This window comes from Pseudomonas sp. NGC7, assembly GCF_047159675.1.
GTDB lineage: Bacteria > Pseudomonadota > Gammaproteobacteria > Pseudomonadales > Pseudomonadaceae > Aquipseudomonas > Aquipseudomonas kermanshahensis.
In genome coordinates, this window is the sequence record NZ_BAAFZY010000001.1 from 2,620,699 (window position 1) to 2,639,654 (window position 18,956).

General features: G+C 62.2%; 18 protein-coding genes and 1 pseudogene. 6 read left to right on the top strand and 13 right to left on the bottom strand.

Features of this window, described 5'->3' with window-relative positions; all coding sequences use genetic code 11:
- Positions 1-99 precede the first annotated feature (99 nt).
- A complete protein-coding gene (locus tag ACMCNM_RS11925) occupies positions 100-1,299 on the top strand; it encodes a sugar transporter (RefSeq protein ID WP_027593822.1) in 1,200 nt (399 codons plus the stop codon).
- A gap of 125 nt (positions 1,300-1,424) precedes the next feature.
- Here ACMCNM_RS11925 and ACMCNM_RS11930 read toward each other — a convergent pair whose 3' ends face one another.
- The 3 genes from ACMCNM_RS11930 to ACMCNM_RS11940 are packed head-to-tail and all read right to left on the bottom strand — an operon-like array spanning position 1,425 to position 3,853.
- Entirely contained in the window at positions 1,425-2,000 is a 576-nt protein-coding gene (locus ACMCNM_RS11930) for a LysE family translocator (RefSeq protein WP_412764404.1), read from the bottom strand.
- 50 nt (positions 2,001-2,050) lie between these two features.
- Positions 2,051-2,881 (bottom strand): AraC family ligand binding domain-containing protein, encoded by an 831-nt coding sequence (locus tag ACMCNM_RS11935; protein WP_412764405.1) that lies wholly within the window; start codon positions 2,879-2,881, stop codon positions 2,051-2,053.
- A 48-nt stretch (positions 2,882-2,929) separates the two neighbouring features.
- Positions 2,930-3,853, bottom strand: a complete 924-nt coding sequence (locus ACMCNM_RS11940) for a LysR family transcriptional regulator (RefSeq protein ID WP_085273278.1) — start codon at positions 3,851-3,853, stop codon at positions 2,930-2,932.
- Between the two features lie 103 nt (positions 3,854-3,956).
- Between ACMCNM_RS11940 and ACMCNM_RS11945 the strand changes: the two genes are divergently transcribed.
- On the top strand, positions 3,957-4,610 hold the full coding sequence (locus ACMCNM_RS11945; protein ID WP_027593818.1) for an oxygen-insensitive NAD(P)H-dependent nitroreductase NfsB: 654 nt from the start codon (positions 3,957-3,959) through the stop codon (positions 4,608-4,610).
- Between the two features lie 139 nt (positions 4,611-4,749).
- Here the strand turns inward: ACMCNM_RS11945 and ACMCNM_RS11950 are convergent, their stop codons facing one another.
- Both ACMCNM_RS11950 and ACMCNM_RS11955 read right to left on the bottom strand, forming a co-directional pair.
- Positions 4,750-5,904, bottom strand: coding sequence for a cysteine desulfurase family protein (locus tag ACMCNM_RS11950; RefSeq protein ID WP_412764406.1), 1,155 nt, complete (start codon positions 5,902-5,904; stop codon positions 4,750-4,752).
- A 185-nt stretch (positions 5,905-6,089) separates the two neighbouring features.
- On the bottom strand, positions 6,090-7,016 hold the full coding sequence (locus tag ACMCNM_RS11955) for a LysR family transcriptional regulator (protein WP_085273280.1): 927 nt from the start codon (positions 7,014-7,016) through the stop codon (positions 6,090-6,092).
- 140 nt (positions 7,017-7,156) lie between these two features.
- Between ACMCNM_RS11955 and ACMCNM_RS11960 the strand changes: the two genes are divergently transcribed.
- The 3 genes from ACMCNM_RS11960 to ACMCNM_RS11970 all read left to right on the top strand — a co-directional run bounded on the left by ACMCNM_RS11960 (position 7,157) and on the right by ACMCNM_RS11970 (position 10,292).
- Positions 7,157-8,386 carry an acyl-CoA dehydrogenase gene (locus ACMCNM_RS11960; protein ID WP_085273281.1) on the top strand — a complete coding sequence of 410 codons (1,230 nt, stop codon included), beginning with the start codon at positions 7,157-7,159 and terminating at the stop codon, positions 8,384-8,386.
- 117 nt (positions 8,387-8,503) lie between these two features.
- On the top strand, positions 8,504-9,907 hold the full coding sequence (locus ACMCNM_RS11965) for a PAAR domain-containing protein (protein ID WP_412764407.1): 1,404 nt from the start codon (positions 8,504-8,506) through the stop codon (positions 9,905-9,907).
- Positions 9,897-10,292, top strand: coding sequence for a hypothetical protein (locus ACMCNM_RS11970; protein WP_412764408.1), 396 nt, complete (start codon positions 9,897-9,899; stop codon positions 10,290-10,292). The genes ACMCNM_RS11965 and ACMCNM_RS11970 overlap by 11 nt, the downstream gene beginning before the upstream one ends.
- Positions 10,293-10,367: 75 nt before the next feature.
- Here ACMCNM_RS11970 and ACMCNM_RS11975 read toward each other — a convergent pair whose 3' ends face one another.
- From ACMCNM_RS11975 to ribBA, 7 genes are all read right to left on the bottom strand, one after another.
- A complete protein-coding gene (locus ACMCNM_RS11975; protein ID WP_186703336.1) occupies positions 10,368-11,432 on the bottom strand; it encodes a TerC family protein in 1,065 nt (354 codons plus the stop codon).
- 169 nt (positions 11,433-11,601) lie between these two features.
- Positions 11,602-12,909, bottom strand: coding sequence for a substrate-binding domain-containing protein (locus ACMCNM_RS11980; protein WP_412764409.1), 1,308 nt, complete (start codon positions 12,907-12,909; stop codon positions 11,602-11,604).
- 162 nt (positions 12,910-13,071) lie between these two features.
- A complete protein-coding gene (locus ACMCNM_RS11985; RefSeq protein WP_412764410.1) occupies positions 13,072-14,220 on the bottom strand; it encodes an ABC transporter ATP-binding protein in 1,149 nt (382 codons plus the stop codon).
- Between the two features lie 19 nt (positions 14,221-14,239).
- On the bottom strand, positions 14,240-15,049 hold the full coding sequence (locus tag ACMCNM_RS11990; RefSeq protein WP_027593811.1) for an ABC transporter permease: 810 nt from the start codon (positions 15,047-15,049) through the stop codon (positions 14,240-14,242).
- Positions 15,050-15,055: 6 nt separating this feature from the next.
- Positions 15,056-15,973 carry an ABC transporter permease gene (locus tag ACMCNM_RS11995; protein ID WP_412764411.1) on the bottom strand — a complete coding sequence of 306 codons (918 nt, stop codon included), beginning with the start codon at positions 15,971-15,973 and terminating at the stop codon, positions 15,056-15,058.
- Positions 15,970-16,995 (bottom strand): polyamine ABC transporter substrate-binding protein, encoded by a 1,026-nt coding sequence (locus ACMCNM_RS12000; protein ID WP_099429850.1) that lies wholly within the window; start codon positions 16,993-16,995, stop codon positions 15,970-15,972. The genes ACMCNM_RS11995 and ACMCNM_RS12000 overlap by 4 nt, the downstream gene beginning before the upstream one ends.
- A 283-nt stretch (positions 16,996-17,278) precedes the next feature.
- Positions 17,279-18,400 (bottom strand): bifunctional 3,4-dihydroxy-2-butanone-4-phosphate synthase/GTP cyclohydrolase II, encoded by a 1,122-nt coding sequence (gene ribBA / locus ACMCNM_RS12005; protein WP_085273282.1) that lies wholly within the window; start codon positions 18,398-18,400, stop codon positions 17,279-17,281.
- 78 nt (positions 18,401-18,478) lie between these two features.
- On the opposite strand from ribBA, the gene ACMCNM_RS12010 reads away from it, so the two are divergent.
- Positions 18,479-18,772: a DUF1330 domain-containing protein gene (locus ACMCNM_RS12010; protein ID WP_099429848.1), complete on the top strand. Its 294-nt coding sequence runs from the start codon at positions 18,479-18,481 to the stop codon at positions 18,770-18,772.
- A 22-nt stretch (positions 18,773-18,794) separates the two neighbouring features.
- On the opposite strand, the pseudogene ACMCNM_RS12015 reads toward ACMCNM_RS12010, so the two are convergent.
- Positions 18,795-18,911: pseudogene (locus ACMCNM_RS12015) on the bottom strand (quercetin 2,3-dioxygenase); the annotation flags it as partial.
- Positions 18,912-18,956: the final 45 nt, after the last annotated feature.

An 18,956-nucleotide genomic window follows, 5' to 3' on the forward strand; every position in this document is an offset into this window, starting at 1 on the left:
GCATTCCTTCCAATAACAAACCCGTGCCCCAGCGCGGCCGATACTTGGCCCCTGAAGCGCGTCTTTTCGCCATGCCTGCGGAGATATAGAACCCCACCCATGAACGGACCCCTACCCACCGATGTGCCGCCGACCACCGGTAACGGCAGCTGGCTGAGCGTGATCGCCCTGGCCCTCGCGGCCTTCATCTTCAACACCACCGAGTTTGTCCCGGTAGCGTTGCTCAGCGACATTGGCCGCAGCTTCGACATGAGCACTGCCCAAGTCGGCCTGATGCTGACCATCTATGCCTGGGTCGTGGCCCTGGCTTCGCTGCCGATGATGCTGCTGACCCGCAACATCGAGCGCCGGCGCCTGCTGCTGTTCGTGTTTCTCGTGTTCATCGTCAGCCACCTGTTGTCGTGGCTGTCGCAGAGCTTTGCCATGTTGCTGGTGAGCCGCATCGGCATCGCCTTGGCCCACGCCGTGTTCTGGGCGATTACCGCGTCGCTGGCCGTGCGTGTGGCCCCGCCTGGCCAGCAGGCCAAGGCGCTGGGCCTGCTGGCCACCGGCACGACCTTGGCGATGGTGTTGGGTATCCCGCTGGGCCGTGTGGTGGGTGAAGCCCTGGGCTGGCGCGTGACGTTCCTCAGCATTGCCGGGGTGGCATTGGCCACCATGCTGTGCTTGATGAAGTCGTTGCCGCTGCTGCCCAGCCAGAACTCCGGTTCGCTGCGCAGTTTGCCGATCCTGTTCAAGCGCCCGGCCCTGGTGATCACCTACCTGTTGGTGACGCTGGTGATCACTGCGCAGTTCACCGCCTACAGCTACATCGAACCGTTTGCCCTGCATGTGGCGCAGATCAGCGGTGAGCGCACCACGTTGCTGCTGCTGTTGTTTGGTGGCGCCGGCGTGTTCGGCTCTGTGCTGTTCAGCCGTTACAGCGACCGCTTCCCGCAGGGTTTTCTGGTGGGCTCGATTGGCCTGCTGGCGGCCTGCCTGCTGTTGATGTTGCCCTTGTCGGGCAACTTCTATGCGTTTGCTGTGTTGAGCATGTTCTGGGGCGTGGCGATTTTGAGCTTCAGCCTGTCGCTGCAGTCCAAGACACTGAAGTTGGCGTCCGATGCCACGGACGTGGCCATGGCCTTGTTCTCGGGCATTTACAACATCGGTATTGGTGGAGGGGCATTGCTGGGCAGTATCGTCAGCAGCCAGATGGACGTGGCCGACATCGGCCTGGTCGGAGGCTGTGTCGCGGTTGTCGGGTTGCTGCTGGCGGCGGCCAGTACCCGGCGGTTCCGTGATGCCTTAGGTGGCTGATTTGCCTGTACTGGCCTCTTCGCGGGCAAGCCCGCTCCCACAGGATCTTCACCGGCCTTGAAAGCAGTGGAATACCGGTGGGAGCGGGCTTGCCCGCGAAGAGGCCGGCAAAGCCAACATCACAATCAACCCAGCAGCGTCGCCCAAGCCGACACCAGCAACACCACCGCCAACCCCCACAGCAACCGCGCAGGCACCTGCAACCAGCGTGCACTTCCTACCCCCAGCAGTGCCCAGGCCGTCATGCACGGCAGGGCAATCAGCAGAAACACCAGCGCCAACTGCCACACCGGCAGTGCTGGCGCGGCAAATACCCCGATCACGGCCACGGCCATCATCCACACTTTTGGGTTCACCACTTGCAGCGACGCCGCGCTGAGCGCATCCAAAGGCTTGTCTGCGTTGATGTCCAAGGGCTGCCCAGCGCTGCGCAGAATGCGCCACGCCAGCCAACTCAACCACAGCGCGCCGGCCCAGCTCATCAGCCGCTGGGCCAGTGGATGGCGCACTAACAGCTCGCCCAGCCCCAGCCCGACCAGCAGCACCACGGCCGCGGCTGCGCCACAGCCGGCGAGGATGGGCGCCACACTCGCCCGCAAACCTTGCCGTGCGCCATGTGCCAGGATCAACAGGTTGGTCGGCCCCGGGCTGATGCTGGCCACCAGGGCGAAGAGGATGAAGGGCAACAACGTCTGCGACATGGCACAAGGCTCCGAGGGTTCGAAGCGCCATGTTCGCTGCCTGGCTGCAGTCAGTCTGGAAGGTTTGAGCAGCGCCTGCGGTAGTCGGCTGGGGTCAATCGATACGCCCGGCGGAACCAGCGCCCCAAGTGACTCTGGTCGGCAAAGCCCAGCGCCATGGCCACTTCAGCAGGTGTCTGGCCTTGGCTGAGCAGGCGCCGCGCGCGGGCCAGGCGCAACTGGATCAGGTAGGCGTGCGGGGCCAGGCCGAAGGCGGCTTTGAACGCCCGGGTCAGGCGAAAACGGTCGACGCCGCAGGCCTGGGCCAGGTCTTCCAGGCCGATGTCGCGGTCCAGGTGAGCATGCAGGTAGTCACGCGCCCGCTGCGCGGTCAGCGGCAGGCGCGGGTCGGGATTGACGCGTTTGCGCCAGTGCAGGTGGCGGGTCAGGCAGGCCAGCAGGTCGTCCATGGCGGTCTGGCGGACAATGCGCAGGTCCTGGTAGTGCACGCTGTTAAAGGCCAGCGCGGTGGCGCGGGCCAGGCGCTCATCGTGGCACAAGGTATCGGCAAAGCTGGGCAGGCCGGCGCTGGGTGCGTGTTCGAACAAGGCCCGCAATTGATCGTCCAGCCAGGCAGGCTCCAGGTAAAGCGTCGAGTAGGTGAAGCCTTCCTCGGTCGGTGCAAGGCCGTCGTGGATGTCGCCGGGCTCGAGCATAAACACCTGGCCCGGCGTGCTGCGATGGCGTACCCGCCGGCAGTTGAACTGCTGCACACCTTGCTCGGTGACGCCGACCAGGAAACTGTCGTGCCAGTGCGGGTCGTAGGCATGCCCGACAAAATGCGCGCGGACCGACTCGATGCCGGTGTCGGCGTCTTGTTTGAGGTCGATCCAGTTGCTCATGGGGGCAGGCCGTGGGGGTAAAACGCTACCTTAGCGCACGCGTGCGGTTCAGTCTGGAACGATTGTGCAGCCCTTGTTCAGCAGCCGCGGCCGCAGGGCCTCGAAGCGTTCGCGCAGCCACAGGTGCAGCTGTGTCACCGCCGGCGTCAGCTGTTTGCGGTGCGGGCAGACCAAGGTGACCGGCGTTGGCTCGCCCAGGTATTCGGGCAGCAGAATCTCCAGTGCGCCCGCCTCGATGTCGGCGCTGACATCCAGCCACGATTTGTAGACGATCCCTTCACCGAGCAGCGCCAGGCGGCGGATCACGTCGGCGTCGTCGCTGACCAGCGGCCCACGCACCTGCACGGTGCGGTTACCCACCCGCCATTTGTCATAGACCCGGTTCTGTTGCATGTACAACAGGCAGGCATGTTGCTGCAGGGCCTCCGGCGTCAGTGGCCGGCCGTGGCGCGCGAGGTAGTCGGGGGAGGCGACCAGTACCCGGCGGTTCCAGCTGGCCAGGGGCAGGGCGATGTAGTTGGCATCCTGGTTGAGGCCGTAGCGGATGGCGATGTCCACCGGGTCACGATTGAGGTCGGCCATCTGGTCTGACAGAAAGAAGCGCAGGTGCAGCGCCGGGTGCTCGCGGCGAAAGGCACTCAACCAGGGCAGCAGCATGTTGCGGCCCATGTCCGAAGGGGCTGAAACCTGCAGGGTGCCGCGCAAGGTACTGGCATTACCGTGCAGGTCCTCGCGGCCCTGGCGCAGGCTTTCCAGCACGTTCTGCGCGGTCGGCAAGTACAACTCGCCCGCAGCGGTCAGGCGCAGGCTGCGGGTGGTCCGCGCAAACAGGCGCACGTCCAGCTCGCGTTCCAGGCGTTTGATGGCGGCGGCCACCTGGCCCGGCAGCAGTTCTGCCTCATGGGCGGCGGCGGTGAAGCTGCCCAGCACGCTGCTGCGTACGAACAGTTCAAGGTCAGTGATGCGCAGCATTTTCACTCACAGGATGAAAGTGTTGCTGTAGTTTGCCGGTTTTTCTTATTTGCAGGAAAGATAAGATGCGCGACAAATCCCATTTCACTGCAGGAGTTGTTGCATGGATACCGTTTCCCTGGCCAAGCGCCGCTACACCACCAAGGCTTACGACGCCTCGCGTCGCATTCCCCAGGCCACCCTCGATGCGTTGCTCGAGCAACTGCGCCATAGCCCATCGTCGGTCAACTCACAGCCTTGGCACTTCATCGTCGCTGACAGCGCCGAAGGCAAGGCCCGGTTGGCCAAGAGCACCCAAGAGCGCTTCGCCTACAATACGCCGAAGATTCTCGATGCGTCCCATGTGATCGTGTTCTGCACCCGTACTGAGATGACCGAGGCCCATTTGGATGCGGTGCTCGCGCAGGAAGCCGCTGATGGCCGTTTTCGCGACGAACAGGCCCGCGCCGGGCAGAACCAGAGCCGTCGTCACTACGTCGACCTGCACCGCTTCGACCAGAAAGACGTGCAGCACTGGATGGAAAAGCAGACCTACCTGGCCTTGGGCACCGCACTGCTTGGCGCTGCGGCACATGGCCTGGATGCGACGCCGATCGAGGGCTTCGACAGCAAGGTGCTGGATGCCGAGCTGGGGCTGCGCGAGCAGGGCTACACCAGTGTGGTGATCATGAGCCTAGGCTATCGGAGCGAGGCTGACTTCAATGCGGGGCTGAGCAAGTCGCGGTTGCCGGCTTCGAAGGTCTTCACTTTCCTGTGATATCGCTGGGGGCCGCTTCGCGCCCCATCGCGGGCAAGCCAGCTCCCACCGGAATTGCGCCGTCTTCAGGACAGTGATGGCCCTGTAGGAGCTGGCTTGCCGGCGATGGGGCGCGAAGCGGCCCCTGACAAGCTCGGCCTCACCACAATGCCATTGAAGCCTGCGCTGTCACCTTGGCAAACACCTCGATGGCCTTGTCCACTTCAGCCTCGGTGCTGAACCGCCCAATGCTCAACCGCACGCTGTTACGTGCCTGGCTTTCATTCAGTCCCAGCGCCAGCAGCACATGCGATGGCGCATTGCTCGCCGAATTACACGCTGACGTGGTCGACAATGCCAGCTCACTGGCCAACGCCGCACTGTTGAAGCCTCGGCTCTCAATACACAGGTTCAAGGTATGCGCGATGCGCTGTGTGTCGCAGCCGTTGAGGCTGACCGCTGGCAAGGCCAGCAACCCATCGCGCAGTCGCCGGGACAGGTGCTCGATGCGCTGGTGCTCGCTGTCCCCCGGCTGGCCGGCGAGGTCAAAAGCGCTGCCCATGCCGACAATCTGGTGGGTCGCCAAGGTGCCGGAACGCAGCCCGTGTTCATGCCCGCCACCGTGCATCTGCGCACGCATCAGTTCGCGCGCGCGCGGCCCGACGTAGAGCGCGCCGATGCCTTTGGGGCCGTAGGCTTTGTGGGCCGAGAACGACATCAGGTCTACCGCCATTGCTGCCAGGTCGATGGCCAGTTTGCCCACCGCCTGCGCGGCGTCCACATGCAACAGCGCACCGTGGGCACGCACACGCTCGCCAATCGCCGCAAAATCGGTCACGGTGCCCAGTTCGTTATTGACCGCCATCAGCGAGACCAGGCGGGTATCGGCCTGCAGTGCCGCCTGCACGGCTTCAGGCTGAATGAGGCCCGAAGCATCCACAGCCAGGCGGGTAACGGCCCAACCTTGGCGCTCCAGTTCAGCGACCGTGTCAAGCACGGCTTTGTGTTCCAGCTGGCTGGTGATCAGGTGGCCGGGCTCGCCAATGCCTTGGGCGATACCCTTCAGCGCAAGGTTGTTGGACTCGGTAGCGCCTGATGTCCACACCAGCTCATCGGCGCGGGCGCCGACGCGTTCGGCGACCTGCTGGCGCGCCTGCTCCACGGCATTGCGGGCCGCCTGGCCATAGGCGTGGCCACTGGATGCGGGGTTACCGAAGTTGGCTTGGCGGCCAAGGCAGGCGAGCATCGTTTCGATGACGCGGTCGTCAACGGGCGTGGTAGCGGCGTAGTCGAAGTAGAGCGGGGCGCTGGGCATGGGGCAGGTCCGTGTCTGTCACGTTGAATTCAGTGATCGTTGCAGTAAGCGTACCCGGCCCTTGGCCAAACATTTTTGCCTTCTGTTTGGCTGATTCGCACCTTTTTGGTAAATAATTCTATGTATGAAGGCTGGTAGAGAAAATAATTCTCCACCAGGCTGGCATCTGTACCATGGTAGGAACGTCAGGCAGGTTCAAGCGTGCGTTCTTCCTCCGCCACCACCCGTTCGCACAACTCGATGATCTGCTCGCGCATCCAGCGGTTGGCGGGGTCCTGATCCGTGCTTTCATGCCAGTACAGGTGGGTTTCCAGCGCCGGTACATCCACAGGCAATGCCTGGTAGCGCAATTGATGGCGGCGGGCGAAACGCTCGGGGACGGTCATCACCATGTCGGTCTGCTGCAGCACCTGCGAAGCCATCAGGTAGTGCTGTGAGCGCAAGGCCACTTTGCGTTGCACGCCCATCTTGCCCAGGGCCAGGTCGACATAGCCGAGGCCATTGCGGCGGCTGGAGATATGGATATGGGTCATGCCCAGGTAGCTGTCGAGGGTCAGTTTGCTGTCGGCGAGCGGGTGGCCCTGGCGCAGGGCGCAGACATAGCGGTCTTGCATCAGTTTGACGTGGCGTACCTGTGGGTCGGTGTTCAGCGGGGCGTCGACGGCAAAGTCCAGCCGCCCGGCTGCCAGTTCCTTGGTGGTTTCACGACGTTTGCACAGGAAGCTCTCGATCAGCACCGAAGGTGCCAGGCGGCGCAGGCGCTGGAACAGCGGCGGAAGGATCACCGCCTCGGTCAGGTCGGTCATGCTGATGCGGAAGGTCTTGTTGGCCTGCTGCGGGTTGAAGATGCGGCTTTCCTGCACCGAGGTGCGCAGCAGGGCAAGGGCGTTGCGCACTGGGCCGATGATGTTCTGCGCCATCGGCGTGGGCACCATGCCTTGTGCGGTGCGCACGAACAGCGGGTCGTTGAAGGTTTCGCGCAGCCGCGACAGGGCATTGGACACCGCCGGTTGGGTGATGCCGACAATTTGCCCGGCGCGGGTCAGGTTGGCTTCGGTGTAGATCGCGTCGAAGACGATGAACAGGTTGAGGTCGACCTTGCTGAGGTTCATGTGCGCCGCTCATTGTTGGAATTATTGCCCGATCATATATCGGTTATGAATGTTTATACACGCGGAAAATAGACTAGGTGGATGGGCGTGTGCTGCTCTAGGCTGTGGCCCATGTCCTACGAACCGTGAAGGTAGCCCCGATGGATTTCGCCTATTCGCCCAAGGTCCAGGCACTGCGTGAGCGCGTCACCGCGTTCATGGATGCCTATGTCTATCCCGCCGAGGCGGTGTTCGAGCGCCAGGTCGCCGAGGGGGATCGCTGGCAGCCCACCGCGATCATGGAAGAGCTCAAGGCCAAGGCCCGCGCCGAGGGGCTGTGGAACCTGTTCTTGCCCGAGTCAGAGTACGGCGCCGGGCTGAGCAACCTGGAGTATGCCCCGCTGGCCGAAATCATGGGCCGCTCGCTGCTCGGGCCAGAGCCGTTCAACTGCTCGGCACCGGACACCGGCAACATGGAAGTGCTGGTGCGTTATGGCAGCGAGGCGCAGAAACGCCAGTGGCTTGAGCCCCTGCTGCGCGGGGAGATCCGCTCGGCCTTCGCCATGACCGAGCCGGACGTGGCCTCCTCGGACGCCACCAACATGGCCGCCACCGCTGTGCGTGATGGCGATGAGTGGGTGATCAATGGCCGCAAGTGGTGGACCTCTGGGGCCTGTGACCCGCGCTGCAAGGTCATGATCTTCATGGGCCTGTCCGACCCCGAAGGGCCGCGACATCAGCAGCACTCGATGGTGCTGGTGCCAACCGACGCGCCTGGCGTGAAGATCGTCCGGCCGCTGCCGGTGTTCGGTTACGACGACGCGCCGCATGGCCATGCCGAGGTGTTGTTCGAGAACGTGCGGGTGCCTTACGAGAACGTGATTCTGGGTGAGGGCCGTGGCTTCGAAATCGCCCAGGGCCGCCTCGGCCCAGGCCGCATCCACCACTGCATGCGCTCGGTCGGCATGGCCGAACGGGCGCTGGAATTGATGTGCAAACGCTCCGTGGAGCGCACAGCTTTCGGCCGCCCGCTGGCCCGCCTGGGCGGCAACGTCGACAAGATCGCCGACTCGCGCATGGAAATCGACATGGCCCGCCTGTTGACGCTGAAAGCGGCCTACATGATGGACACGGTCGGCAACAAAGTGGCCCGCAGCGAAATCGCACAGATCAAAGTAGTGGCGCCGAATGTGGCCTTGAAGGTGATCGACCGGGCGATCCAGATGCATGGTGGCGCTGGGGTGAGCGGTGATTTCCCGCTGGCGTATATGTACGCCATGCAGCGCACCTTGCGCCTGGCCGACGGGCCGGATGAAGTGCATCGCGCGGCGATTGGCAAGTATGAGATTGGCAAGTATGTGCCGGTGGAGATGTTGCGTAGTTCCAAGTGATTTGTAAGCAGATTTCGTAATTGCTGTAGGAAGTGTCTGGTTTTCACGTTCAGGCACTAAAAGCGCTGTTGCAGCTGTTAGGTTTCGACACCTCACCTATGCACAGAGAGCGTGTCGATGCGTGTCAACCTGGGAGGAAAAGGTCAGGCGGTAGACGGTGACGTCACCACGACGGGCGCTGTTTGCATCGCGACTGATCCCTGCTATTTGAGCGACGGGCGTAGGGTGCTCAGGGAGGGCGACAGGACAACACCCTGTCCCCTCTGCGGCGATGAAGGGACCGTCGCTGAAGGCGTTAGGCATTTCATCTCTGGTGGCCATGCCGTGGCCATGGATGGGGCGCTGGTGAACTGTGGTTGCCCGCCCGGTAGTAACCGAGTCGTAGCACCGCTGGATGTGGCACCGCCACCTCTCCAGGCTTTGGCGACTCACCGCGTAATGTCTATTGTGCCAACCGCCGGTGCTCAAGCAAGCAACTGCTCGCGAGGATCAGTCACAGCATTGCCGGGGACAATGGAGCCGGGCTTTTATGTGGTTCCCAGAAGCATGTCGTTCTCTCAGGTTCTGCTGCGGTTGGCCGAGCAGGACGCCACGTTACCCATTTCCCGTTTGCAGCGGCTTAATCCTACCTACGATCAAGGATTCAAGGCTGGGGAAATTTTCGTCATTGGTGACCCAGATAATGGCGATGCCTGTACCCGTGAGGAAGCCAAGCTGATGGCTGCCGCTCAGGACGCCCGGCACGCGTTGGCGGCGCTGGATTTTGCCGAATCGGATTTCATGATGAAGCACCAGGCTGATATTGCCGGCTTGCTCAGCAATGCCAGCCAATCGATGGGCGTGGGCAAGGACATGCTGGATCAAGGGTTGAAACAGGTCCGCAACACCTTGACCCAGATCGAGCAATTGCATCAGCGGGAGTTTTTGCGGCATGGGCATTTGAACAGTCGCGAATTTTTCGTCTCGCGGCGTCAACTGTTGCAGCAACTGGATGGACAGTTGAAGGCGGCATTACTTAACAAACAGCTGAACTTGGGGAGTTATGAGCGTCTTAGGAAGAATCTGAATATTTCGACCAAGAGCCTGGTGCACCATTGGTCGAAAGCGGGTGGGGCGGGGCAGATACCGGGGTATGCGACGCATCTCGATAAAGTGGCGAAACTCTCCAATTACCTCAAACACGGCGGGAATGCTGCAATTGGACTGAGCGGGGCTTCGTCGTACTTGAATGTGAGAGAGGTTTGCCAGGCAGGGAGCACAGAGGAGTGCAGGAAAGCCCGCTTCGTAGAAACAGGAAAATTCAGCGGGAGCGTGGGTGGTGGAATGGCAGGGTCGTTGGTAGCCGGTGCAGCGGCTGGTACGGTGTGTGCTGCGTTTACTGTGGGTACTGCGGGTTTAGCAATTCCATTATGCGGAATTTTATTAGTTGGCGGCGGTAGCTTCGCGGGCGGTAAGTTAGGTGAGATCATGGGGGAGGGGACAGGGGAATTCATCTATGAGGTATCAAATTATGGATATTAATACATGGCCTATAGCTGTAAAGCTGTCGTTTGTAATTATGCCATTTGTTATTTCCATGTCAGGCTTTGCAATAAGTGCGTACATAACGTTGACTCGTCATTATCAGGTTGTTTGCTCTTCGATTACAAGTAATTCGTATATAGAGTGTTTGAAAGTAACCTGGGGTGGATCTTATTTTAAATGGCGGCTAATGTTGGTTTGTGCTATTGGTGGCCTAGTCACGTTCCCCTGGTTTGTATTGCGCCGCGGTCAAGTGGATGCTGAAGAACTAAAAAAATTTCCGCCAAAGCTGAAGCGATGGTTGGCAGCGTCTACTTGGCTAGCTATCATCGGTTTTGCCTGGATGATGTTTGCGGGTTTAGTTATCAAGATTTCCAAGGTGTAGTAATTCTAGTTTTTGTATTTTTGATGAATAGTTGCGTCTAAGAATCGCTGAGTTTGCACGTATTAAGCGCGTTAGTCAGACCCGCAATTGCGGGTCTTTCTCTTTTTTATCGCCCTCAGCTTTCCCCGCCGGAAGCGGCTCCATGCTGGCCTCATCCACCGCTACCTTACCCCCCCGCGTCTTGACCAACGACACCACCACCCCACCCAGCAACAACCCAAACGTCACCCCCAGCGACAGCAACGCCGGTACCTTGCCGACCATCCCGTGGTAGAAGATCTTGCAACCAATGAAGATCAACACCAACGCCAGCGCGTACTTGAGGTAGATAAACCGGTGCATCAACGCCGACAAGGCGAAGTACAGCGAGCGCAAGCCGAGGATGGCAAAGATGTTCGAGGTATAGACAATGAACGGGTCTTGGGTAATGGCGAAGATCGCCGGCACGCTGTCGACCGCAAACACCAGGTCGGCCAGTTCGATCAGTACCAGGGCCAGAAACAGCGGCGTGGCATACCGCAGCGCCTTGCTTTGCCCTGGCGGGGTCTGGCGCACGAAGAAGTGCGAGCCGTGGATCTGGTCGGTAACCCGCATGTGCCGGCGCACGAATTTCAAGATTGGGTTGTTGGCCAGGTCCGGATGGCTGTCCTCCTTCGACAGTGCCATCTTCACCCCGGTAAACAGCAGGAAGGCGCCGAAGATGTACAGTACCCATTCGAAGTTCTGCACCAGTGTCGCACCCACGCCGATCATGATCGCCCGCAGGAACACCACGCCCAGGATGCCCCAGAACAGCACGCGGTGCTGATAGCGGCGGGGGATGGCGAAGAAGCCGAAGATCATCGCCATGACGAACACGTTGTCCATCGACAGCGACTGCTCGACCAGGAACCCGGTGTAGAACTCCAGCGCCGACTGCGCGCCCAGCTCATACCAGACCCAGGCGCCGAACAGCACGCCGACACTGAAATAGCCTGAGTACAGCAGCAGGCTTTCGCGCATTTCGATCTCGCGGTCCTGGCGGTGCAGCACGCCCAGGTCGAGTACCAGCAAACCGATGACGATGGCCATGAACACCAGCCACAACCACGTGCTGGTACCGAGAAACGGAGTGGTGAGGAATGTCTGCAGAGCCGTCATGAGCCCCTCCTTTATTGTCGACGTTGCAAGGCAACAGTGATCCGACATGGCGGCTTGGCAGCCGTCAGAGGGGCCCGGTATCACATGGTCTTGAGCCTAGTCCCGTTTGACGAGGATGCCGAATGCAGACCTGTTACATTTCTTTGCCTGGCGCTCGGCGGGTGACGCCTTAATACACCCACACTTCTACCCGCCGATTGCGCAAGCGGCCTTGCTCCTGGTCGTTCCCTGCCACGGGCAGTTCGTCGCCCATGCCGGTCACTTCCAGCACGTCCACGCCATCGCGTGCCAGCTCGCGACGAACCGCCAGCGCCCGCAAGCGCGAAAGCAGCGCCGCGCGCCCGGGAGTCTCCTTGGGGTCACCAAAGCCCACCAGCACCGCCTTGCTCTGCAACTTGCCGGCCTGGCGCAGGTACTCGGCTACCCGCTGCACATCGCGCAACGCTTTGTTGTCGAGGCTGGCGCTGCCCTCCTGAAAGCGAAAATTCACGCTCAACCGCTGCGCTTGCTGGGCCAGTGTGCGGTAGCGTGGCGGCATGTCGGCCTGTGGGGGTACCGGTTGGGCCTTGACCTGCTGCGAAACGAAACCCAGTTGGGCGACGATGGCCTGGCCGGCTGGGCTCTGGGCAAAGTCGGCCAGGGCCTTGGCCTGAGGCTTGGGGTTGGCTGGCAGGTAGAAATACAGTCGCCGCGACAGCGGGTAGTCCTCGCTGGCCACGAGCGATCGCTGCGGCAGCATGGCCGGTGCATCGCCCTGGGCGACGGCCAGCACCTTGGCCCCGTGTACTGCCGCCAGGCTGCTGAAGCCGATGGCCTGGCGGTCGGCGGTGACGCGCTCGGCCAGCGTGTCGCTGGATTCAAAGCGCTGGGCCTTGGCAGACAGCTCGCCTTGATTAGGGTCGAGCACCAGTGCCTTGAAGGTTTCGAAGGTGCCGGAACGGTCGTCGCGGGCATAAAGGTGAATCTTCCCACCCGCAATGCCCACCTGGTCCCAGCGCTGGATGTGCCCGGAGAAGATCTGCGCCAGTTGCTGCGTGGTCAGTTGTGGCAGTGGGTTGTCGGGGTGGACGATCACCGCCACGCCATCGAGGCCGATGACCTGTTCGGCGCTGGGCGCGCGCAGGTCACCCAGGGCATGCAGTTGCTGAACTTCTGTTTCGTTGATCGGCCGCGAGGCGGCAGCCAGGTCGGCCTCGCCGCGGCCCAACGCTGCAAAGCCGGTGCTGGAACCATGCGCGGCGATGTCGACACGCAGCGGTTGCCCGCGAACGTCGCGGGCGGTGATGACGGTTTCGTTGATGTGTGTGCCGGGGGCCTGTTCAATCGCCGTTGCACCTTGAGCCCGCAATTGCCCTTGCACCAAAGCCGGCAGCAGGGCCGCGCCGATGGTGTTGGAGCCCTGCACGCGCAAATGCGCAAAATCGGCCAGGGCCGACAGCGGAAGCAGGGCAAGAAGAATGAGCAGCAGGCGGGGCATGCCGGGCAACCTATGGCACAGAGTTGCCCGGCAGATTACGACGATGGCGTGATAGAAATATGACAGGCAGTCGGAGGGCGTTAATGCTGTGGGAGCTGGTTTGCCCGCGAAGAGGCCGGTACAAGCACCACAAGACAGTTGCTCCCACAGGTTGCTGCTAAATCAGTGCGCGCCTGCCGACTTGCTCAGGTCACTCTCCGCCCACTCGGTATAGATGCAGGCATCCGCCACGGCCCAGCGCACGTTCACGGTATCCCCTGGCTGCATCGGCATGCCTGCCGCAGACAGCGACTTCACGGTCATTTCGGTACCGCCGGCAGTGACCACATGGCAGGTCTGGCTTTCACCCAGGAACAACACTTCGGCGACCTTGGCCCGCACCTCGTTCCAGCCTGCTGGCAGGGGTTGCGCGGCGGCCTGGGCAGCGGTCAGTGCCAGGGCTTTTTCCGGGCGTACCATGATCAGTGCCTGCTGGTCGGCAGCCAACCCGGCGGTCAGGCGAATGGCCACCGGCTGGCCCTCGAAACTGCCCGCGCCATTGCTGCTGGCCGTGATCCGCAGGAAGTTTGAGTTGCCCAGGAACGAGGCGACGAACGCGTTAGGCGGGTTCTGGTAAAGGTCATAACCACTGCCCAACCCAACGATCTTGCCATGGCTGAAGATGGCGATGCGCTGGGACAGGCGCATGGCTTCTTCCTGGTCGTGGGTGACGTAGACGATGGTGATGCCTAACCGGCGGTGCAACTGGCGCAGTTCGTCTTGCAGGTCTTCACGCAGCTTTTTGTCCAGTGCGCCGAGCGGCTCGTCCATCAGCAGGATGCGGGGCTCGTAGACCAGCGCACGGGCGATCGCCACCCGTTGCTGTTGGCCGCCCGACATTTGCGAGGGCTTGCGGTGAGCGAACTTTTCCAGCTGCACCAGCTTGAGCATGGCATCGACCCGCTTGTTGATCTCGGCGGCGCCGAGCTTGCGGATGGCCAGGGGGAAGGCGATGTTGTCGCGCACGTTCAGGTGCGGGAACAGCGAATAACGCTGGAACACCATGCCGATATCACGCTTGTGCGGCGGTACATTCACCAGCGACTGGCCTTCGACCAGAATCTCGCCGCTGCTGGGGGTTTCGAAACCGGCCAGCATTGACAGGGTGGTGGACTTGCCCGAGCCGCTGGAGCCGAGGAAGGTGAGGAACTCACCGTCCTGGATTTCGAGGTCCAGGTTGTCCACGGCGGTGAAGTCGCCGTAGTGCTTGTTCAGGCCGCGCAGGCTGACCAGGGTCTTGTTGTGCGCGTTGTCTTTGATCACTGCACTCATTGTTGTTTTCTCCGGGCGCTCAGGCGTTGACTTCGGTGCGCCGGCGCAAAGCGGCGGCAATGACCATCACAAGCAGGGACAGGCCGATCAGCAGCGTCGAGGCGACGGCGATCACCGGGCTCAGGTCCTGGCGCAGGGTGGTCCACATCTTCACCGGCAGGGTCTGCAGGTCGGGGCTGGCCATCATCACGCTGAGCACCACTTCATCCCACGAGACGAGGAAGGCGAACAGGCCGCCGGCGATCATGCCTGGGCGAATGGCCGGGAAGGTCACCTTGAAGATTGCCTGCAGGCGCGAGGCGCCGCAGATGACTGCGGCATCTTCGATCGACTGGTCGAACAGCTTCAGCGAGTTGATGATCGAGATAATGGTGAAGGGCAGGGCGACGATCACGTGGCTGACCACGAACGCGAACAGCGTGCCGGTGTAGCCCAGTTTGAGAAACAGCGCATACACTGCGACGGCGATGATCACCAGCGGCACGATCATCGGCATGGTGAACAGGCCGTAGAGCATCTCACGGCCGGGGAAGCGGCCGCGCACCAGGGCAAACGCCGTCGGCAGGCCCAGCAGCACTGCGGCAACAGTGGTCAGCACGGCGACCTTGAGGCTGGCCAGGGCGGCATCCATCCACTCTGGGTTGGAGAAGAACTGGCCGTACCACTTGAAGGTCCAGCCCGGCGGTGGGAACACCAGCCACTGCGAAGAGCCGAACGACAGCAGCACGATGAACACCACCGGCAGCAGCAGGAAGGCGGCGATGACCCCGGTGGTCAGGTACAGGCCCGTACGCAGCGGGCGGCCCATGGCATTGGGTGACAGGAGCATGGCGGATTACCTCGCGTTGCCGACCGGGGATTCCGGCTGCAGCTTCAGGTACAGGTAGAAGAGCACCAGGGTGATCACCACCAGCAGTGCAGCGGCGGCGCTGGCCAGGCCCCAGTTGAGGAACGACTGCACCTGTTGAATGATGAATTCGGGCAGCATCATGTTCTGCGCACCACCGAGCAGGGCCGGCGTGACGTAGTAACCGAGCGACATGACGAACACCATCAACGCCCCCGAGAACAGCCCCGAGCGGCACAGCGGCAGGAACACCTTCCAGAAGTTGGTCCACGGGCTGGCCCCGCAAATCGACCCGGCTTGCAGCACCATCGGGTCGATGGCGTGCATGGTCGCCTGCAGCGGCAGCACGATGAACGGGATCATGATGTAGCTCATGCCGATCACCACGCCGGTGAGGTTGTGCACCATCTCCAGCGGGGTATCGATGATGCCCATGGCCATCAACGCCTTGTTGATCACACCCGAGCTTTGCAGCAGCACCAGCCACGAGTAGGTGCGCGCCAGCAGGCTGGTCCACATCGACAGCAGCACGATGTTCAGCAACCAGCGGCCCCAGCCGTTGGGTACCAGGGTGATCGCCCAGGCCAGCGGGAAGCCCAGCAGCACGCTGATCAGGGTCACCATACCGGCCACCGAGAAGGTGTTGAACAGCACCCGCGCATAAGCCGAGTTGGCGAACAATTGCTCGTAGTTACCCAGGCCTGGCACTGGCTCCAGCACGCCGCGCAGCAACAGGCCGATCAGCGGGGCGAAGAAGAACAGGCCAAGGAACAGCAGGGCAGGCAACAGGTTGCGGCTGCCTTTCCAGCGCTGGCCCAGGCTCACACGACGGGGGGCCGTTCCCGGGGCGCCGGCGCCCGTGGGGGCACCTTGCGCGTTGTGCAGGGCGTTGATGGCGACTTTCATTTGACCAACCACTCATTCCAGCGTGCGGCGATGGCCTGGCCGTTTTTCGCCCAGTAAGCAAAGTCCAGTGTCACCTGGTCCTGGGCGTAGGCGGTCGGCAGGTTAGGCGCAAGATCGGCTTTGAGCTTGGGCACGCTGTCCAGGTTGACCGGCGCGTAAGCGGTCAGGTTGGCGAACTCGGCCTGGCCTTCGGGGCTGCTGGCGTTGGCCAGGAACTTCATGGCCGCGTCCTTGTTCTTGGCACCCTTGGGGATGACCAGGAAGTCGGCCATGACCAGGTTCTGCTTCCAGCTCACGCCCACCGGTGCACCGTCTTGCTGCAAGGCATACACGCGGCCGTTCCAGAACTGGCCGAGCGAGGCTTCACCAGAGGCCAGCAGTTGCTGCGACTGCGCGCCGCCGCCCCACCAGACGATGTCTTTCTTGATGGTGTCGAGCTTTTTGAAAGCGCGGTCCAGGTCCAGCGGGTAGAGCTTGTCGGCGGGCACGCCGTCGGCCAGCAGCGCCAGTTCCAGCACGCCAGGGCTCGGCCATTTGTACAGGGCGCGCTTGCCGGGGTAGGTCTTGGTGTCGAACAACGAGGTCCAGTCTACCGGCTTGTTGGCACCCAGCTTGCCTTCGTTGTAGCCGAGCACGAACGAGAAGAAGAACGAGCCGACGCCATGGTCGGACACGAAGCGCGGGTCGATGCGGTCTTTTTTGACGGTGTTGAAATCCAGCGGCTCGAGCAGGCCTTCACTGGCGGCGCGCAGGGCGAAGTCGGCTTCGACGTCGACCACGTCCCACTGCACGTTGCCGCTTTCGACCATGGCCTTGAGCTTGCCGTAGTCGGTAGGGCCGTCTTGGACGACTTTGATGTTGGTCGCTTTGGAGAAGGGTACGGCCCATGCTTCTTTCTGGGCGTCCTGGGTGGTACCGCCCCAACTGACGAAGTTCAGGCTGTCAGCGGCCTGCGTGGCCTGACACGCCAGGGTCAGCAGGCTGGCGGACAGCACTGCGGTTACACGTTTGCTCAACAGCATGGTTACGCCCTCGTTGCTTTTGTTATTCGAGGCGGGGCTTTTTTGGTGCGCCCGCCAACAGTATTCGGGGAGCAGCTAAAACAAAGTGTCGGTGGCCGATTGTGAGTGTAGGTGCCGGCCTGCACATTCAAGGTCTACGGGATATCATATTATGGTATTCCAAACTTTTGGCAAGAGGCGGAGGCGACCGGCCATCACTCCAACCTTTCCAACCATCGCCTCCACGTGCTGTAGGCGCAGCACAAGGCTGCTCCTACACGGCGTGGGCGCTATGGCAGCGGTGTCAGCTAGCCAACACTGGCTCGAACGGAATGCTCTGCACCACCTCCAGCTCATACCCTGCCAACCCTGCATACTTGAGCGGCGGCCCAAGGTGGCGCAGCTTGCCTACGCCCAGGTCCTGCAGAATCTGTGCACCGGTGCCGACTTCCGAATACACCTTCGACTGCCCGCGCTGGTAAGGCCGCACTGGCTGGGTCAGCTGCGGAACGCGTTCGAGCAACGCCTGCGAAGACTCATGGTTGGCCAGGATCACCACCACGCCGGTGCCTTCTTCGGCGACCTTCTGTAGCGCCGCCCACAATGTCCAGTTGGCCGGGCCGGCGTATTCGGCGCCGACCAGGTCGCGCAGCGGGTCGATCACATGCACGCGCACCAGCGTCGGTTGCTCGCGGCGGATGTCGCCCATGACCATGGCCATGTGCACGCCACCTTCGATGCGGTCTTCATAGGTGACCAGGCGGAAGGTGCCGTGCACGGTGGGCAATTCGCGCTCGCCGATGCGCTTGATGGTCTGCTCGGTGCTCAGGCGGTAGTGGATCAAATCGGCAATGGTGCCGATCTTGATGCCGTGCCTGGCGGCGAACACTTCCAGGTCCGGGCGGCGCGCCATGGTGCCGTCGTCATTGAGCACTTCGACGATCACCGAGGCGGCTGTGAAACCGGCCAGGCGCGCCAGGTCGCAGCCCGCTTCGGTGTGGCCGGCGCGGGTCAGCACGCCGCCTTCGCGGGCGCGCAAGGGGAAGATATGCCCAGGCTGCACCAGGTCTTCCGGGCGCGCGTTCGGCGCCATGGCCGCTGCCACGGTGCGCGCACGATCGGCGGCGGAAATACCGGTAGTGACGCCAGTGGCGGCCTCGATCGACACGGTGAAAGCGGTGCTGAACACGCTGCCGTTGGCCGGTACCATTTGCTCCAGGCCCAGGCGCTGGCAATGATCGTCGGTCAGCGTCAGGCAGATCAGGCCACGCGCTTCGCGGGCCATGAAGTTGATGGCCTGGGCGTCACAGCGCTCGGCGGCGATCAGCAGGTCGCCTTCGTTTTCCCGGTCCTCATCGTCCACCAGCAGGACCATCTTGCCTTGCCGGTAGTCCTCGAGAAGTTCTTCGATGCTGTTGAAAGCCATGCTGCACGCTCGCTGTGGTGGGGTGATTTTTATGGTATACCATCATACACAAATACTTTTGCAACAGGAGAGCAGCGGATGAAAGCGTATTGGATCGCCCACGTGGATGTGACCGACCCCGAGCAATACCAGCAATACACCCAGCGCGCGCCCGCTGCCTTCGCCGCATTCGGTGGGCGGTTTCTGGCGCGGGGCGGGCGTAGCGAGGCGATGGAAGGGCGGCCGACGCCGCAGCGCAGCGTGGTGATCGAGTTCGACTCGTACGAGCAGGCGGTGGCCTGTTATCGGTCGGCGCTTTATCAGGAGGCCTGCAGCCACCGCCAAGGTGTGGCGAAGGCTGAAGTGATCATCGTCGAAGGGTTCGAGCCCTGAGGTGATCAGGGCCGGCATCGTTTTACGGCATGCCTGGCAACTCATGGGGGCGCAAGTCGAACACCAGGACCTCTGCATCCTGGCCATTGCCAAGTTGCAGCAACTGCTCCTGGCGCACCCGAACGCCATCGCCCTCTCGTTGTAAGTGGGTTTCGGAAGAACAGGTAGCAATGGCACGCGCAAC

Coding starts and splice junctions, on each gene's coding strand:
- ACMCNM_RS12000 (WP_099429850.1), bottom strand. CDS start 16,995: ATGCTGTTGAGCAAACGTGTAACCGCAGTGCTGTCCGCCAGCCTGCTG.
- ACMCNM_RS11930 (WP_412764404.1), bottom strand. CDS start 2,000: ATGTCGCAGACGTTGTTGCCCTTCATCCTCTTCGCCCTGGTGGCCAGC.
- ACMCNM_RS11975 (WP_186703336.1), bottom strand. CDS start 11,432: ATGACGGCTCTGCAGACATTCCTCACCACTCCGTTTCTCGGTACCAGC.
- ACMCNM_RS11950 (WP_412764406.1), bottom strand. CDS start 5,904: ATGCCCAGCGCCCCGCTCTACTTCGACTACGCCGCTACCACGCCCGTT.
- ACMCNM_RS11965 (WP_412764407.1), top strand. CDS start 8,504: ATGCGTGTCAACCTGGGAGGAAAAGGTCAGGCGGTAGACGGTGACGTC.
- ACMCNM_RS11995 (WP_412764411.1), bottom strand. CDS start 15,973: ATGAAAGTCGCCATCAACGCCCTGCACAACGCGCAAGGTGCCCCCACG.
- ACMCNM_RS11955 (WP_085273280.1), bottom strand. CDS start 7,016: ATGAACCTCAGCAAGGTCGACCTCAACCTGTTCATCGTCTTCGACGCG.
- ACMCNM_RS12010 (WP_099429848.1), top strand. CDS start 18,479: ATGAAAGCGTATTGGATCGCCCACGTGGATGTGACCGACCCCGAGCAA.
- ACMCNM_RS11945 (WP_027593818.1), top strand. CDS start 3,957: ATGGATACCGTTTCCCTGGCCAAGCGCCGCTACACCACCAAGGCTTAC.
- ACMCNM_RS11960 (WP_085273281.1), top strand. CDS start 7,157: ATGGATTTCGCCTATTCGCCCAAGGTCCAGGCACTGCGTGAGCGCGTC.
- ACMCNM_RS11985 (WP_412764410.1), bottom strand. CDS start 14,220: ATGAGTGCAGTGATCAAAGACAACGCGCACAACAAGACCCTGGTCAGC.
- ACMCNM_RS11935 (WP_412764405.1), bottom strand. CDS start 2,881: ATGAGCAACTGGATCGACCTCAAACAAGACGCCGACACCGGCATCGAG.
- ACMCNM_RS11940 (WP_085273278.1), bottom strand. CDS start 3,853: ATGCTGCGCATCACTGACCTTGAACTGTTCGTACGCAGCAGCGTGCTG.
- ACMCNM_RS11925 (WP_027593822.1), top strand. CDS start 100: ATGAACGGACCCCTACCCACCGATGTGCCGCCGACCACCGGTAACGGC.
- ACMCNM_RS11980 (WP_412764409.1), bottom strand. CDS start 12,909: ATGCCCCGCCTGCTGCTCATTCTTCTTGCCCTGCTTCCGCTGTCGGCC.
- ACMCNM_RS11970 (WP_412764408.1), top strand. CDS start 9,897: ATGGATATTAATACATGGCCTATAGCTGTAAAGCTGTCGTTTGTAATT.
- ACMCNM_RS11990 (WP_027593811.1), bottom strand. CDS start 15,049: ATGCTCCTGTCACCCAATGCCATGGGCCGCCCGCTGCGTACGGGCCTG.
- ribBA (WP_085273282.1), bottom strand. CDS start 18,400: ATGGCTTTCAACAGCATCGAAGAACTTCTCGAGGACTACCGGCAAGGC.